Here is a 12,855-nt window from a genome sequence, read left to right as displayed (position 1 = left end):
GTTCCGAGTGACGGAACCGGGGGCTCTCCCGTGCGTGCGGGGTGACTCAGCAGCCGAGCAGGCGGCTGCCCAGGTAGCCCTGGATCTGGTCGAGGGAGACGCGCTCCTGCTTCATGGTGTCGCGCTCGCGCACGGTCACCGCGTTGTCGTCGAGGGTGTCGAAGTCGACGGTCACGCAGAAGGGGGTGCCGATCTCGTCCTGGCGGCGGTAGCGGCGGCCGATGGCGCCGGCGTCGTCGAACTCGATGTTCCAGTTCTGCCGCAGGTCGGCCGCGAGGCCCTTGGCCTTCGGGGAGAGCTGCGCGTTGCGCGAGAGCGGCAGGACGGCGACCTTGACCGGCGACAGGCGCGGGTCGAGGCGCAGCACGGTGCGCTTCTCCATGACGCCCTTGGCGTTGGGGGCCTCGTCCTCGATGTACGCGTCGAGCAGGAACGCCAGCAGCGTGCGGCCGAGGCCGGCCGCGGGCTCGATGACGTACGGCGTCCAGCGCTCGCCGGCCTCCTGGTCGAAGAACGTGAGGTCGGTGCCGGAGGCCTTGGAGTGCGCCTTCAGGTCGTAGTCGGTGCGGTTGGCGACGCCCTCGAGCTCGCCCCACTCGCTGCCGCCGAACGAGAAGCGGTACTCGATGTCGGCGGTGCGCTTCGAGTAGTGGGAGAGCTTCTCCTTCGGGTGCTCGAACCAGCGCATGTTCTCCTCACGGAGACCCAGGCCGGTGTACCAGTTCCAGCGCTGCTGCATCCAGTACTCCTGCCACTCCTCGTCCTCACCCGGCTTGACGAAGAACTCCATCTCCATCTGCTCGAACTCGCGGGTGCGGAAGATGAAGTTGCCCGGAGTGATCTCGTTCCGGAAGGACTTGCCCATCTGCGCGATGCCGAACGGCGGCTTCTTGCGCGAGGTCAGCTGGACCTGGGCGAAGTTGGTGAAGATGCCCTGGGCGGTCTCGGGACGCAGGTAGGCGACGGAGCCGGAGTCCTGGGTCGGGCCGAGGTGCGTGGAGAGCATGCCCGAGAACTGCTTGGGCTCGGTGAAGGTGCCCTTGTTGCCGCAGTTGGGGCAGTTGAGGTCGGTGAGGCCGTTCTCGGGGAGGCGGCCGTGCTTCGCCTCGTACGCCTCCTCCAGGTGGTCGGCGCGGAAGCGCTTGTGGCAGGAGGTGCACTCGGTCAGCGGGTCCGTGAAGGTGGCGACGTGACCGGAGGCCTCCCAGACCTCGGGGGCCAGGATGACCGACGAGTCGATGCCGACGACGTCCTCGCGCGAGGTGACCATGTAGCGCCACCACTGGCGCTTGATGTTCTCCTTCAGCTCGACACCCAGCGGCCCGTAGTCCCAGGCGGCACGCTGACCGCCATAGATCTCGCTGCACGGGTAGACGAAGCCACGGCGCTTGCTCAGGCTGACGATGGTGTCGATCTTGTCGGCGGCCACGGTGCTCTCTTCATTACGACGACGAAGTGCGAATGCCTCAGGTTACCGGCGCCCGCACCCCCCGTATCAAATCGGTTCGGCGGTCGGGGCCCGGCGGGCGCGCGTGGGTGGGGTCACCCGTAGGGCAATTGACAACCGTTTCCAGTTTTGTTGAAAATGAGTGTCATGAACGTACGTCGCCTCATACCCAGCACCGCCCTCGCCGGAGCCGTCGCGCTCGGGCTCGTCTCCCTCTCCGCCTGCGCCGGCACGTCCGACGCGGCCGACAAGGGGAGCGACGGGAAGCTGGACGTCGTGGCGTCGTTCTACCCGATGCAGTACCTGGCGGAGCAGATCGGCGGCGGGCACGTCGCCGTGAACACGCTGACGAAGCCGGGCGTCGAGCCGCACGACCTGGAGCTCAAGCCGCGGCAGATCGGCGAACTCGGCGACGCCGACGTCATCCTCTACCTCAAGGGCGTCCAGCCCGCCGTCGACGAGGCGATAGCCCAGGCCGGCGTGAAGACCACGGTCGACGCCGCCACCCTCACGAAGCTCGAAGAGCACGGCACCGGGGCCGGCCACGACCACGCGGGCGAGGAAGCCGGGCACGACCACGGCTCCGAGGCCGGCGCCGACCCCCACATCTGGCTCGACCCCGTGAAGTACGCCGAGGTCGCCAAGGGCGTCGGCAGCGCCCTGGAGAAGGCGGACCCGGCCCACGCGGCCGACTACGCGAAGAACACCGACGCCCTGGTGAAGGAGCTCGGCGCCCTGGACACCGAGTTCGAGACCGGCCTGAAGAACAGCGCCACCAAGACCTTCATCACCACCCACTCCGCCTTCGGCTACCTCGCCGAGCGGTACGGCCTGGAGCAGGAGGGCATCACCGGCATCGACCCCGAGTCCGAGCCGAGCCCCGCCCGCATCAAGGAACTCCAGGACATCGCGAAGAAGGACAAGGTCTCCACCGTCTTCTTCGAGACCCTCGCGAGCGACAAGACCGCGAAGACCCTCGCCGGCGACACCGGTCTCACGACCGACGTGCTCGACCCGCTGGAGGGAATCACGGACAAGTCCAAGGGCGATGACTACATCGAGGTCATGCGGTCCAACCTCGCCGCGCTGAAGAAGGCACTCGGCGCCAAGTGACCACGGCAGCACAGCAGGAGGCACGAGCCATGGCAGCCCAGGAACCGGAACCCGTCATCGCCGTCCGCGGGGCCACGGCGGCCCTCGGCGCCCGGCCCGTCCTCCGGGGCGTCGACCTCACCGTCGGCCGCGGCGAGGTCGTCGCGCTGCTCGGCGCCAACGGCTCGGGCAAGTCCACCGCGGTCCGCGCGATCATCGGCCAGGTGCCCCTGACCGGCGGCACCATCGAGCTGTTCGGCACGGAGCGGAAGCGGTTCCGCGACTGGGCCCGCATCGGCTACGTACCGCAGCGCACCACCGCCGCGAGCGGCGTCCCCGCGACCATCCGCGAGGTCGTCTCCTCGGGCCGGCTCTCCCGCCGCGGCTTCGGCTGGACCACCCGGGCCGACCGGGCCGCCGTCGAGCGCGCCATCGAGCTCGTCGGTCTCGGCGACCGCGCGAAGGACTCCGTCGCCGCGCTCTCCGGCGGCCAGCACCAGCGCGTCCTCATCGCCCGCGCGCTCGCCTCCGAGCCCGAACTGCTGATCATGGACGAGCCGATGGCCGGCGTGGACCTCGCCAGCCAGGAGATCCTGGCCGCGACGCTGCGCGAGCAGGTCGCGGGCGGCACCTCCGTCCTGCTGGTCCTGCACGAGCTGGGCCCCCTGGAGCCGCTGATCGACCGGGCCGTCGTGCTCCGCGACGGCTGCGTCGTCCACGACGGCCCGCCGCCCGAGGCCCTCGGCCAGCACGCGCTGCCGGGCCACGACCACGTACATCCGCACGCGGCCGGCGAGCCGCTCCGCACGGGACTGCTGACCTGATCATGGACTTCCTCGAACCTGCCTTCATGCAGCGGGCGCTGCTCGCGGCCGTCCTCGTCGGCATCACCGCCCCCGCCGTCGGCATCTACCTCGTCCAGCGCCGCCAGGCCCTGATGGGCGACGGCATCGGCCACGTCGCCATGACCGGCGTCGGCCTCGGCTTCCTGCTGAACTCCAGCCCGGTCTGGATGGCGACCCTCGTCGCCGTCGCCGGCTCGGTGGCCATGGAGCTGATCAGGGCGTACGGGAAGACCCGCGGCGACCTCGCGCTCGCGCTGCTCTTCTACGGCGGCATGGCCGGCGGCGTCCTGCTGATCAACCTGTCGCCGACCGGATCCAACGCCAACCTCAGCTCGTACCTCTTCGGCTCGCTGTCGACCGTCTCCGCCTCGGACGTGACGGCGATCAGCGTTCTCGCCGCGTTCGTGGTCCTCGTCACGGTCGGGCTGCGCAAGCAGCTCTTCGCCGTCAGCCAGGACGAGGAGTTCGCCCGCGTCACCGGCCTGCCGGTGCGCGCCCTGAACCTCCTGATCGCGGTCACGGCCGCGGTCACCGTCACGGTCGCCATGCGGGTCGTCGGCCTGCTCCTGGTCAGCGCGCTCATGGTGGTGCCGGTCGCGGCCGCCCAGCAGCTGTCGAAGTCCTTCCGCGCGACCTTCGTCCTCGCGGTGGCGACCGGCGTCACGGTCACCCTGGCCGGCACGGTCACCTCCTACTACCAGGACGTGCCGCCCGGCGCGACGATCGTGCTGTACGCGATCGGCGTCTTCATCGCCCTGACCCTGCTCGCCGCCCCGCTCGCGAAGCGGCGGGCGCGCGCGGCGGAGCAGGCCACGAGGGACTGCGACGCGCCCCTTCCGGCGAGCCGTCGGCCCAGCGACGACGTGAAGGTCTGATCCCGGCCTGGCTCCGGGGGTACGGGGGGCTGGCAGAATGGCGGGGGCGAACACAATCAAGGAGGCCCCCGTGGTGACGGCAGGACCCCCCGTACGCGGCCGCTCGACCAAGCAGCGGGCCGCCGTGTCGGCGGCGCTGAACGAGGTGGACGAGTTCCGCAGCGCCCAGGAGCTGCACGACATGCTCAAGCACCGCGGCGACTCCGTCGGCCTCACCACCGTCTACCGCACGCTCCAGTCCCTCGCGGAGGCGGGCGAGGTCGACGCGCTGCGCACCAGCGACGGCGAGACCGTCTACCGCCGCTGCTCGACCGGCGACCACCACCACCACCTCGTCTGCCGCGTCTGCGGCAAGGCCGTCGAGGTCGAGGGCCCCATGGTGGAGCAGTGGGCCGAGACCATCGCCTCGGAGCACGGCTTCGTGAACGTGGCGCACACGGTCGAGATCTTCGGCACCTGCGCGGAGTGCGCGGGCAAGTGACCTGACATACGAAGGGCCCGCACCGAATCACTTCGGTGCGGGCCCTTCGCCTTTCGGGTCACATGCGGGTGGCGTTCCGGTCCAGGACCTCCCGGAGCCGGTCCACGTCACCGGCGCCGGCGAGCGCGCGCTTGGGCAGCGCCGCCATGCCCACGCCGCCCTTGTCCGCGGACAGCAGGACGAACTGGGTGGACGTCTCGGCGTACCGGGCCATCAGCTGCCAGCGGCCCACGACCTCGCTCTCGCGGGTCACCCAGCGGACCCCCTGCTCGTCGACGCTCGCCCGGTGCTCCCCCTGCCGCTCGACCATCGGGAACATCTGCCGGGCGACGAGCCGCGGCAGCACCGGCCCGAGGACGGCGGCGAGCAGCCCGAGCGAGGCCATCAGGGCCAGCCGCCCGGGCTCCGCCCCACCGGGTCCGGTCAGCATCAGGACGACGACCAGGAACGCCAGCACGGCCACGGACGGCAGCAGCCACCGCAGCCGGCGGAACGAGCCGTGCCGCATCTGCACCCGCACCGCGTCGACGAGGTCCTCACGCGTCGGCGTGTAGACCAACTCCATCACGTACCCCCCTCCCCCCGTCAGGCCTTGTCGAGGACGGCCAGGTCCGCCGGGTCGACGCCGCCGAAGCGGCGGTCGCGCTGGGCGTACTCGATGCAGGCGCGCCAGAGGTCGCGGCGGTCGAAGTCGGGCCACAGGACGTCCTGGAAGACCATCTCGGCGTAGGCGCTCTGCCAGATCAGGTAGTTGGAGGTGCGCTGCTCGCCGCTCGGCCGGAGGAAGAGGTCGACGTCCGGCATGTCCGGGTAGTAGAGGTACTTCTGGATGGTCTTCTCGGTGATCTTCGACGGTTCCAGACGGCCCGCCTTCACGTCCTCGGCCATCGCCTGCGCCGCGTCGGTGAGCTCCGCGCGTCCGCCGTAGTTCATGCAGAAGTACAGCGTCAGCTTGGTGTTGTCCTTGGTCTGCTCCTGGGCGACCTGGAGCTCCTTGGCGACCGACTTCCACAGCTTGGGCATGCGGCCCACCCAGCGCACCCGGATGCCGAGCTCGTCGAGGGTGTCGCGGGTCTTGCGGATGAAGTCGCGGTTGAAGTTCATGAGGAAGCGCACCTCCTCGGGCGAGCGCTTCCAGTTCTCGGTGGAGAAGGCGTACAGCGAGATCGCCCCGACGCCCATCTCGATCGCGCCCTGGAGCACGTCGAGCACCTGCTCCGCCCCGACCTTGTGGCCCTCGGTGCGGGGCAGCCCGCGCTCCTTGGCCCAGCGGCCGTTGCCGTCCATCACGATCGCCACGTGCTCCGGCACCAGCTCGGACTGGAGCTTCGGCGGACGCGCACCGGACGGGTGCGGCTCGGGGGTCCGGTATTCCCGGCGCTGGCGCCCGAGGATTCGTGCGATGGCCATGGCGTGGTCTCTCCTAGCTTTTCTCTACGTACCGCAGGGAGCGCAGGCCGCGCTCCAGGTGCCAGTGCAGGTAGGCGGACACGAGTCCGCTGCCCTCCCTGACGTGACGCGGCTCGCACGCGTCCGCCGTCGCCCAGTCGCCGGTGAGGAGCGCGCTGAGCAGGCCGATGGCCTCCGAGGAGGGTACGACGCTTCCGGGCACCCGGCAGTCGCCGCATATGACACCGCCCGCGGCGACCGAAAAGAACCGGTTGGGACCGTGGATTCCGCATTTGGCACAGTCCTCGAAGCTGGGCGCGTAGCCGTTCACCGCGAGGGAGCGGAGGAGAAAGGCGTCGAGGATCAGGTGCGGGGCGTGCTCGCCCCTGGCGAGCGTCCGCAGGCCGCCCACGAGCAGCAGGTACTGCTGGACGGCGGGTTCGCCCTCGTGGTCGGTGAACCGCTCGGCGGTCTCCAGCATGGCCGTGCCGGCGGTGTAGCGGGCGTAGTCGGTGACGATGCCGCTGCCGTACGCGGCGATGGTCTCGCTCTGCGTGCAGAGCGGCAGTCCGCGTCCGACCAGCTCACTCCCCCGGGCGAAGAACTGCACGTCCACGTGCGAGAAGGGTTCGAGCCGCGCCCCGAACTTCGACTTCGTCCGGCGCACCCCGCGCGCGACCGCGCGTACGCGACCGTGACCGCGCGTGAGGAGCGTGATGATGCGGTCCGCTTCACCCAGCTTCTGGGTGCGCAGCACGATGCCGTCGTCGCGGAACAGACTCATGCGCCCCATTCTCGCGTACGGCACCGACAGCCGGGCCCGGGGCCGGACATCCCGGCCCGGGGAGACGCAGGTCACATCCGCCCGTGTCACAGGGCGCCGGGGCATCTCGTCTCAGGGGTGGAAACCAGCGAGCGACACCCCGAAGGAGCACCTCATGGACACGCGACTGAACCTCTTCACCAACCCCACCTTCGGCAAGGCCCTCAAGCACCTCATGGCGGCCGGCAAGGCGGTGAAGGAGTCGACCGTGCCGGCCGCGACCCAGGAGCTGGTCGCCCTGCGCGTGAGCCAGATCAACGGCTGCGCCTTCTGCATCGACATGCACACCAAGGACGCGGCCCACGCCGGCGAGACCCCGGTGCGGATCAACCTGGTCGCGGCCTGGCGCGAGGCCGCCGTCTACACCGAGGCCGAGCGCGCCGCCCTCGAACTCGCCGAGGAGGGCACCCGCACCGCCGACGCGGGCGGCGGCGTCAGCGACGAGGTCTGGGCGCGCGCCGCCCTCCACTACGACGAGGAGCAGCTCGCCGCCCTCGTCCTCCACATCGGGTTCATGAACCTCGCGAACCGCCTGAACGTCATCACCCGCCAGCCCGCCGGCGACTACGTGCCGGGGCAGTTCCACTGACGGAGACGATCCATCCGGATGATCATGGTGCGTCCGCGCCACGCGGACGCACGGAACGGGGAGAGGAAGTCGTCATGAGTGCCGGCATCAGCAAGGTCGAGGAGTTCGAGGAGCTGCGCCCGCTGCTCTTCTCCATCGCCTACCGCATCCTGGGCAGCGTCAGCGAGGCCGAGGACGCCGTGCAGGAGACCTGGCTGCGCTTCGACGGCTCCTCCACCGTCCCCGCCTCCACCAAGGCCTTCCTCTCCACCACCGTCACCCGCCTCTCCATCGACGTCCTGCGCTCCGCCCGCGTCCGCCGCGAGGAGTACGTCGGCCCCTGGTTCCCCGAACCCCTCCTCAGCGACCCCTACGAGGACCCCGCCCGCTCGGCCGAACTCGCCGACTCCGTCTCCATGGCCGCGCTCCTCCTCCTCGAACGCCTCAGCCCCCTGGAACGCGCCGTCTTCCTCCTCCGCGAGGTCTTCGCCTTCGAATTCCACGACATCGCGGAATCCGTCGACCGCTCCGAAGCCGCCTGCCGCCAACTCCTCGTCCGCGCCCGGCGCCACATGCACGACGGCCGCCCCCGCTTCGAAGCCGACCGCCACGAACGCCAGGAACTCGCCACCCGCTTCTTCGACGCCCTCCAGAACGGCGACGTCGGCGGACTCCGGAACCTCCTCTCCGCCGACGTCCAACTCGTCGGCGACGGCGGCGGCAAGGCCCCCAACTTCGCCCGCACCATCCTCGGCGCGGACAACGTCGCCCGCCTCCTCGGCGCCGTCTTCCCCACCCTCATCGAGATCGACGTCACCTGCGAGCCCCACGAGGTCAACGGCCAGCCCGGCGCGATCTACCGCGACCGCGACGGCAAGATCCTCCAGGCCGTCTCCCTCGACGTCCTCGACGGGCAGATCCAGACCATCCGCGCCGTCCTCAACCCCGACAAGCTCGCCCACCTCGGCCCCGTCGCCGACGCCTGGGCCATCACCCGCGAACTCCAGCAGCTCCGCCGCCGCACCACCTGACCGCGCCGCGCGGGCCGGCACCCACCTCCTCGTGCCGGCCCGCGAGCCCCCTCAGGGCACCTCGCCCCTGCTCCGCGCGTTCGCGTGCGCCGTCGCCGCGCTCAACCGCTCCGACGACGTCGCCTCCCGCACCTCCTCCGGCTCCACGTCCCACTCCCGCCCGCCCCCCAGCGGACGCACCTGCACGTAGGGCCCCTCGTGCCCCATCACCCTCCCGACCCGTCCGGTACGGATCTCGACGACGTACGACCCGATGGGCAGCGTCACGTTCGACTCTCCTCCCTCGGCAGTACGGCGGCGGCAAGGAGCCGGGCCGTTTCCACCGTGCAACATCCCAATTCCACGAGCGGCCTCGGCGGGTCGGCCGCCAGCGTGACGACGTCGAGCCCCAGCGACGGGAGCGTGATTCCCGCCCTCCCGAGCACCTGACGCAATTCCGCCACCGCCTCTTGCGCGGCTCCGACCGTCCCCGTGGTCGCCTTCATAGAGTCTTCCTTCACCAACGTATGCCTTTCTGAATCCATTTCCCGCTTCGCCTCTCCAGGGTGGTGGTGGATCCGTAGAATCGGCAGACTCGCAGGCCGTACAACTGCGGCGTAGGGTGGGGGAGTTAATCCATGGCCAGAGGCAAGCAGCGGGAGACCTGGGAGTTCTTCGGCGAGCTCCTCAAGGAGCGCCGAGAGGCGAAGAGTCTGTCGCAAGGCGAGCTGGGCAGACGCGTGTTCGTATCGGGGGCGTACATCGGCCTGTTCGAGCAGGGAATTCGAAAGCCACAGCTCGATGTGGCGGAGCGAATCGACGATGTCCTACAAACCGGCGGTATTTTCGAACGCACGGTACGGAAACTCATCGACACGTCGCCGTACGCCTCCTATTTCCACGAGGTGGCGGAGCTGGAGACGGTCGCGACGAAGATCTGCGAGTTCGCGCCGACGGTGGTGCCGGGGTTGATGCAGACGCCGGAGTACGCACGGGCGGTGACGGTGGCGGCGAACCCCTTCGTGACGGAGGAGTACGTCGAGGAGAAGGTCACCTCGCGGATGGACCGAGCACGGATCCTCGCGGACGCTACAAGGCCCGAGTATTGGGTCATCCTGCACGAGAACGCGGTCCTCATCCCGGTCGGCAGCCCGACGGTCATGGCAGCACAGCTCGACCACATCGTGTCGCTGATCCGAGAGCGATGGGTTCTGGTGACCGTCGTGCCGCGCTCCGTGGGAGCGCACGCCTCCATGGACGGCTCACTCCGAATCATGGAGTTCGACGACCAGCCGCCAACGGCCTATACAGAAACCTCGTTTTCAGGAACGCTCCTCGACGATCCAGCGATGGTGAAGCGTGCACAGCGCGCCTACGATCTGCTCAGGGTCGCCACCTTGTCGCCGGAGGCGTCCCTGGCCCTGATCGAGTCGGCGGCGGAGGACTTCAGACGATGCGCGCGTACGACCTGAGCAACGCCCACTGGTTCAAGAGCTCCTACAGCAATGGCGAGGGCGGCGAGTGCGTCGAGGTCTCGTACGACTTCGTAGGCGCCGCCTGGCGCAAGAGCTCCTACAGCAACGGTGAAGGCGGCAACTGCGTCGAGGTCCTCGACGACGTCCCCGGCGTCGTCCCCGTCCGTGACAGCAAGCTCACCGACGGCCCCGTCCTGATCGTCCCCGCCGCCGCCTGGTCCGCGTTCGTCGCAGGCATCGCGGGGTGACGAAGGGCGGGGGCTGTACGGGGCGGGCCGGCTGATCGCCTCGGCCGTTACGGCTCTGACCGGCTGACGGTCCCACCGGCCGCCGCCCCCGTTCCCCTTCGGCGCCGGCACCCCTCGGTGCGCCGGTGGTCACAGCGTTACGAGGTGGCGGCGCGGGGCCGCCCTTCACATACGGAACGTGGCAACCGGCTTCACGCAGTGTCACCTTCGCCCCTACGATCGAGTCATGTCGATCTTGTCGTCCACACCTCCCCTCAGGGGCCCCGAGGGCACCGGCCTGCGCGTCGAGGGCGAGGCACTGCTCCTGCGCCAACCGCAGGAGGAGGTGCACATCCCGCTGAGGGCCGTCGGGCGCCTCCGTGCGGAGGGGCGGGCCGTCGCGATCGAGCTGACGGCCGCGCCGGGGGCCGTGCCGGCCGTCCTCCGGTTCGAGGGCGTGGACGAGGCCGCCGCGGCGGCGTTCGCCGACGCGGTGAACGCGGCGCTGCCGGAGGAGCCCGAGGCGGTGGACGGCGTCCAGGACCTCTCGGGCAACCGCCTGGGCGACCGGCACGCCACGCTGCTCTTCCGCAGGCTCAAGCGGATGGCGCTGTACGGCACCCTCGCGATCGTCGCCCTGTCCGTGCTGGTGTGCGTCACCGGGCACCCGGTCGCCCTGCTCGCGATCATCCCGTCCGGTTTCTTCGGGCTGCTGTTCCTGGTCCTCGGCACGGGGGGCGGGTATCCGACGTACGAGGAGTGGTACCTGCGCAGGCACGGCGTCACGGTGACCGCCGACCGGGTGCCCGGCCAGCCGGGCCAGTACGTCTACGTCGACCCCATGGGGCTGCAGCGCAACGTGCGGAAGTTCGCCTCCACGTGGACCATCGAGGTCGCCTACGACCGGCGGGACCCGGGGCGCGTGGTCGTGCTGCGGAGCCGGGGCATGCGGTGGCTGGACATCGCGATGGCGGGGTCGGGCCTCCTCATCGGTTTCCTCGGTGCCGCCGGGGCGGTCGCGGCCACCGTCGTCGCCCTCCTCGGCGTCGGCGGCTTCTGAGCGCGCCCGCGCTCATCCATGCACTCGCTTATGGAACCCATAAGTCCGCCTTATGGGCTCATAGACCGGGCCCGGGTACCACTCCGCGCGGGGGGTTATTTAGGGTGGCCTAAGTGTCGGCGGCTTCGCCGCCATGTCGCTTGCGAAGGGAAACCCGTCATGCCCCGCCCCCTCCGGGTCGCGATCGTCGGCGCCGGCCCCGCCGGAATCTACGCCGCCGATGCGCTGCTGAAGTCCGACGCCGCCGCCGAGCCGGGCGTGTCCATCGACCTCTTCGAGCGGATGCCCGCTCCCTTCGGCCTCATCCGCTACGGCGTCGCCCCCGACCACCCGCGCATCAAGGGCATCATCACCGCCCTCCACCAGGTGCTCGACAAGCCGCAGGTCCGCCTCTTCGGCAACGTGAACTACGGCACCGACGTCCACCTCGACGACCTGCGCTCCTTCTATGACGCGGTGGTCTTCTCCACCGGCGCCATGTTCGACCGCGAGCTCCGCATACCCGGCGTCGAGCTCGACGGCTCGTACGGCGCGGCCGACTTCGCGTCCTGGTACGACGGCCACCCGGACGTCCCGCGCACCTGGCCGCTGGAGGCCGAGAAGGTCGCCGTCCTGGGCGTCGGCAACGTGGCGCTCGACATCGCCCGCATCCTCGCGAAGACGGCGGACGAGCTGCTTCCGACCGAGATCCCGGCGAACGTCTACGAGGGCCTCAAGGCCAACAAGGCGCTCGAAGTGCACGTCTTCGGCCGTCGTGGCCCCGCGCAGGCGAAGTTCAGCCCGATGGAGCTGCGCGAGCTCGACCACTCGCCGAACATCGAGGTCATCGTCAACCCCGAGGACATCGACTACGACGAGGGCTCGATCGCCGAGCGCCGCAAGAACAAGCAGACCGACATGGTCGCCAAGACCCTGGAGAACTGGGCGATCCGCGACATCGGCGACCGCCCGCACAAGCTCTTCCTGCACTTCTTCGAGTCGCCCGTCGAGATCCTCGGCGAGGACGGCAAGGTCGTGGGCCTGCGCACCGAGCGCACCGAGCTCGACGGCACCGGCAACGTCAAGGGCACCGGCGCCACCACCGACTGGGACGTCTCGGCCGTCTACCGCGCGGTCGGCTACCTCTCCGACGAGCTCCCGAAGATCCCGTGGGACACCACGACCGGCACCATCCCCGACCAGGGCGGCCGCGTGATCGAGGAGTCCGGCGAGCACATGGCCTCCACGTACTGCACCGGCTGGATCCGGCGCGGCCCCGTCGGCCTCATCGGCCACACCAAGGGCGACGCCAACGAGACCGTCGCCAACCTCCTGGACGACTTCGCCAACGGCCGTCTGCTGGCCCCCGAGACCCCCGAGACGGACGCCATCGTGTCCTTCCTGGAGGGCAAGGGCATCACGTACACCACGTGGGAGGGCTGGTACGCCCTCGACGCCGCCGAGAAGGCGCTGGGCGAGCCGCAGGGCCGCGAGCGCGTGAAGATCGTCGAGCGCGAGGACATGCTGCGCGCGAGCGGCGCCATCCAGTAGGCGTCCCGTCGTCACGCACGAGGGCCCCGCGAC

The 12,855-nt window shown here is 70.1% G+C and carries 16 protein-coding genes; 10 read left to right on the top strand and 6 right to left on the bottom strand.

What is annotated here, in order from left to right; genetic code table 11:
• Positions 1 to 46: 46 nt before the first annotated feature.
• On the bottom strand, positions 47 to 1,429 hold the full coding sequence (locus tag ACFCY7_RS36765; RefSeq protein ID WP_376490425.1) for a glycine--tRNA ligase: 1,383 nt from the start codon (positions 1,427 to 1,429) through the stop codon (positions 47 to 49).
• A 165-nt stretch (positions 1,430 to 1,594) separates the two neighbouring features.
• Here ACFCY7_RS36765 and ACFCY7_RS36760 point away from each other — a divergent pair, with 165 nt between their 5' ends.
• From ACFCY7_RS36760 to ACFCY7_RS36745, 4 genes are all read left to right on the top strand, one after another.
• Entirely contained in the window at positions 1,595 to 2,560 is a 966-nt protein-coding gene (locus ACFCY7_RS36760; protein WP_376490424.1) for a metal ABC transporter substrate-binding protein, read from the top strand.
• 29 nt (positions 2,561 to 2,589) lie between these two features.
• A complete protein-coding gene (locus ACFCY7_RS36755; protein ID WP_376490423.1) occupies positions 2,590 to 3,363 on the top strand; it encodes a metal ABC transporter ATP-binding protein in 774 nt (257 codons plus the stop codon).
• A 2-nt stretch (positions 3,364 to 3,365) separates the two neighbouring features.
• Complete coding sequence (locus tag ACFCY7_RS36750) at positions 3,366 to 4,259, top strand: metal ABC transporter permease (protein WP_376490422.1); 894 nt, start codon at positions 3,366 to 3,368, stop codon at positions 4,257 to 4,259.
• Between the two features lie 70 nt (positions 4,260 to 4,329).
• Positions 4,330 to 4,740 (top strand): Fur family transcriptional regulator, encoded by a 411-nt coding sequence (locus ACFCY7_RS36745; protein WP_376490421.1) that lies wholly within the window; start codon positions 4,330 to 4,332, stop codon positions 4,738 to 4,740.
• Positions 4,741 to 4,798: 58 nt separating this feature from the next.
• On the opposite strand, the gene ACFCY7_RS36740 is transcribed toward ACFCY7_RS36745, so the two are convergent.
• The 3 genes from ACFCY7_RS36740 to recO are packed head-to-tail and all read right to left on the bottom strand — an operon-like array spanning position 4,799 to position 6,913.
• Positions 4,799 to 5,308, bottom strand: coding sequence for a YcxB family protein (locus ACFCY7_RS36740; protein ID WP_376490420.1), 510 nt, complete (start codon positions 5,306 to 5,308; stop codon positions 4,799 to 4,801).
• 17 nt (positions 5,309 to 5,325) lie between these two features.
• Complete coding sequence (locus ACFCY7_RS36735; RefSeq protein ID WP_376490419.1) at positions 5,326 to 6,150, bottom strand: isoprenyl transferase; 825 nt, start codon at positions 6,148 to 6,150, stop codon at positions 5,326 to 5,328.
• Between the two features lie 13 nt (positions 6,151 to 6,163).
• Positions 6,164 to 6,913: a DNA repair protein RecO gene (gene recO / locus ACFCY7_RS36730; protein ID WP_376490418.1), complete on the bottom strand. Its 750-nt coding sequence runs from the start codon at positions 6,911 to 6,913 to the stop codon at positions 6,164 to 6,166.
• A gap of 154 nt (positions 6,914 to 7,067) precedes the next feature.
• Between recO and ACFCY7_RS36725 the strand changes: the two genes are divergently transcribed.
• Positions 7,068 to 7,541 carry a carboxymuconolactone decarboxylase family protein gene (locus ACFCY7_RS36725; protein ID WP_376490417.1) on the top strand — a complete coding sequence of 158 codons (474 nt, stop codon included), beginning with the start codon at positions 7,068 to 7,070 and terminating at the stop codon, positions 7,539 to 7,541.
• An 86-nt stretch (positions 7,542 to 7,627) separates the two neighbouring features.
• Positions 7,628 to 8,551: an RNA polymerase sigma-70 factor gene (locus ACFCY7_RS36720; protein ID WP_376490426.1), complete on the top strand. Its 924-nt coding sequence runs from the start codon at positions 7,628 to 7,630 to the stop codon at positions 8,549 to 8,551.
• 51 nt (positions 8,552 to 8,602) lie between these two features.
• Here the strand turns inward: ACFCY7_RS36720 and ACFCY7_RS36715 are convergent, their stop codons facing one another.
• Positions 8,603 to 8,818, bottom strand: a complete 216-nt coding sequence (locus ACFCY7_RS36715) for a hypothetical protein (protein ID WP_367824762.1) — start codon at positions 8,816 to 8,818, stop codon at positions 8,603 to 8,605.
• On the bottom strand, positions 8,815 to 9,036 hold the full coding sequence (locus tag ACFCY7_RS36710; protein WP_376490416.1) for a hypothetical protein: 222 nt from the start codon (positions 9,034 to 9,036) through the stop codon (positions 8,815 to 8,817). Before ACFCY7_RS36710 ends, ACFCY7_RS36715 begins: the two co-directional genes overlap by 4 nt.
• Positions 9,037 to 9,168: 132 nt before the next feature.
• On the opposite strand from ACFCY7_RS36710, the gene ACFCY7_RS36705 reads away from it, so the two are divergent.
• From ACFCY7_RS36705 to ACFCY7_RS36690, 4 genes are all read left to right on the top strand, one after another.
• Positions 9,169 to 10,002: a Scr1 family TA system antitoxin-like transcriptional regulator gene (locus ACFCY7_RS36705; protein WP_376490415.1), complete on the top strand. Its 834-nt coding sequence runs from the start codon at positions 9,169 to 9,171 to the stop codon at positions 10,000 to 10,002.
• Positions 9,984 to 10,253 (top strand): DUF397 domain-containing protein, encoded by a 270-nt coding sequence (locus ACFCY7_RS36700; RefSeq protein WP_376490414.1) that lies wholly within the window; start codon positions 9,984 to 9,986, stop codon positions 10,251 to 10,253. Before ACFCY7_RS36705 ends, ACFCY7_RS36700 begins: the two co-directional genes overlap by 19 nt.
• 226 nt (positions 10,254 to 10,479) lie before the next feature.
• Positions 10,480 to 11,292 (top strand): hypothetical protein, encoded by an 813-nt coding sequence (locus tag ACFCY7_RS36695; RefSeq protein ID WP_376490413.1) that lies wholly within the window; start codon positions 10,480 to 10,482, stop codon positions 11,290 to 11,292.
• A gap of 159 nt (positions 11,293 to 11,451) precedes the next feature.
• The gene (locus tag ACFCY7_RS36690) at positions 11,452 to 12,822 is read left to right on the top strand and encodes an FAD-dependent oxidoreductase (protein ID WP_376490412.1); all 1,371 of its coding nucleotides are present in this window, start codon (positions 11,452 to 11,454) and stop codon (positions 12,820 to 12,822) included.
• Positions 12,823 to 12,855: the final 33 nt, after the last annotated feature.

Origin of the sequence: Streptomyces sp. NPDC056361, assembly GCF_042262805.1 — a bacterium.
Lineage (GTDB): Bacteria > Actinomycetota > Actinomycetes > Streptomycetales > Streptomycetaceae > Streptomyces.
Note: the sequence above shows the minus strand (reverse complement) of the source record. Positions and strands in the feature narration are given on the sequence as shown.

What these genes read in the sequence shown, in the direction of transcription:
- ACFCY7_RS36710 (WP_376490416.1), bottom strand. Translation starts at nt 9,036, where the DNA reads ATGAAGGCGACCACGGGGACGGTCGGAGCCGCGCAAGAGGCGGTGGCG.
- recO (WP_376490418.1), bottom strand. Translation starts at nt 6,913, where the DNA reads ATGAGTCTGTTCCGCGACGACGGCATCGTGCTGCGCACCCAGAAGCTG.
- ACFCY7_RS36725 (WP_376490417.1), top strand. Translation starts at nt 7,068, where the DNA reads ATGGACACGCGACTGAACCTCTTCACCAACCCCACCTTCGGCAAGGCC.
- ACFCY7_RS36705 (WP_376490415.1), top strand. Translation starts at nt 9,169, where the DNA reads ATGGCCAGAGGCAAGCAGCGGGAGACCTGGGAGTTCTTCGGCGAGCTC.
- ACFCY7_RS36700 (WP_376490414.1), top strand. Translation starts at nt 9,984, where the DNA reads ATGCGCGCGTACGACCTGAGCAACGCCCACTGGTTCAAGAGCTCCTAC.
- ACFCY7_RS36735 (WP_376490419.1), bottom strand. Translation starts at nt 6,150, where the DNA reads ATGGCCATCGCACGAATCCTCGGGCGCCAGCGCCGGGAATACCGGACC.
- ACFCY7_RS36755 (WP_376490423.1), top strand. Translation starts at nt 2,590, where the DNA reads ATGGCAGCCCAGGAACCGGAACCCGTCATCGCCGTCCGCGGGGCCACG.
- ACFCY7_RS36760 (WP_376490424.1), top strand. Translation starts at nt 1,595, where the DNA reads ATGAACGTACGTCGCCTCATACCCAGCACCGCCCTCGCCGGAGCCGTC.
- ACFCY7_RS36695 (WP_376490413.1), top strand. Translation starts at nt 10,480, where the DNA reads ATGTCGATCTTGTCGTCCACACCTCCCCTCAGGGGCCCCGAGGGCACC.
- ACFCY7_RS36690 (WP_376490412.1), top strand. Translation starts at nt 11,452, where the DNA reads ATGCCCCGCCCCCTCCGGGTCGCGATCGTCGGCGCCGGCCCCGCCGGA.
- ACFCY7_RS36750 (WP_376490422.1), top strand. Translation starts at nt 3,366, where the DNA reads ATGGACTTCCTCGAACCTGCCTTCATGCAGCGGGCGCTGCTCGCGGCC.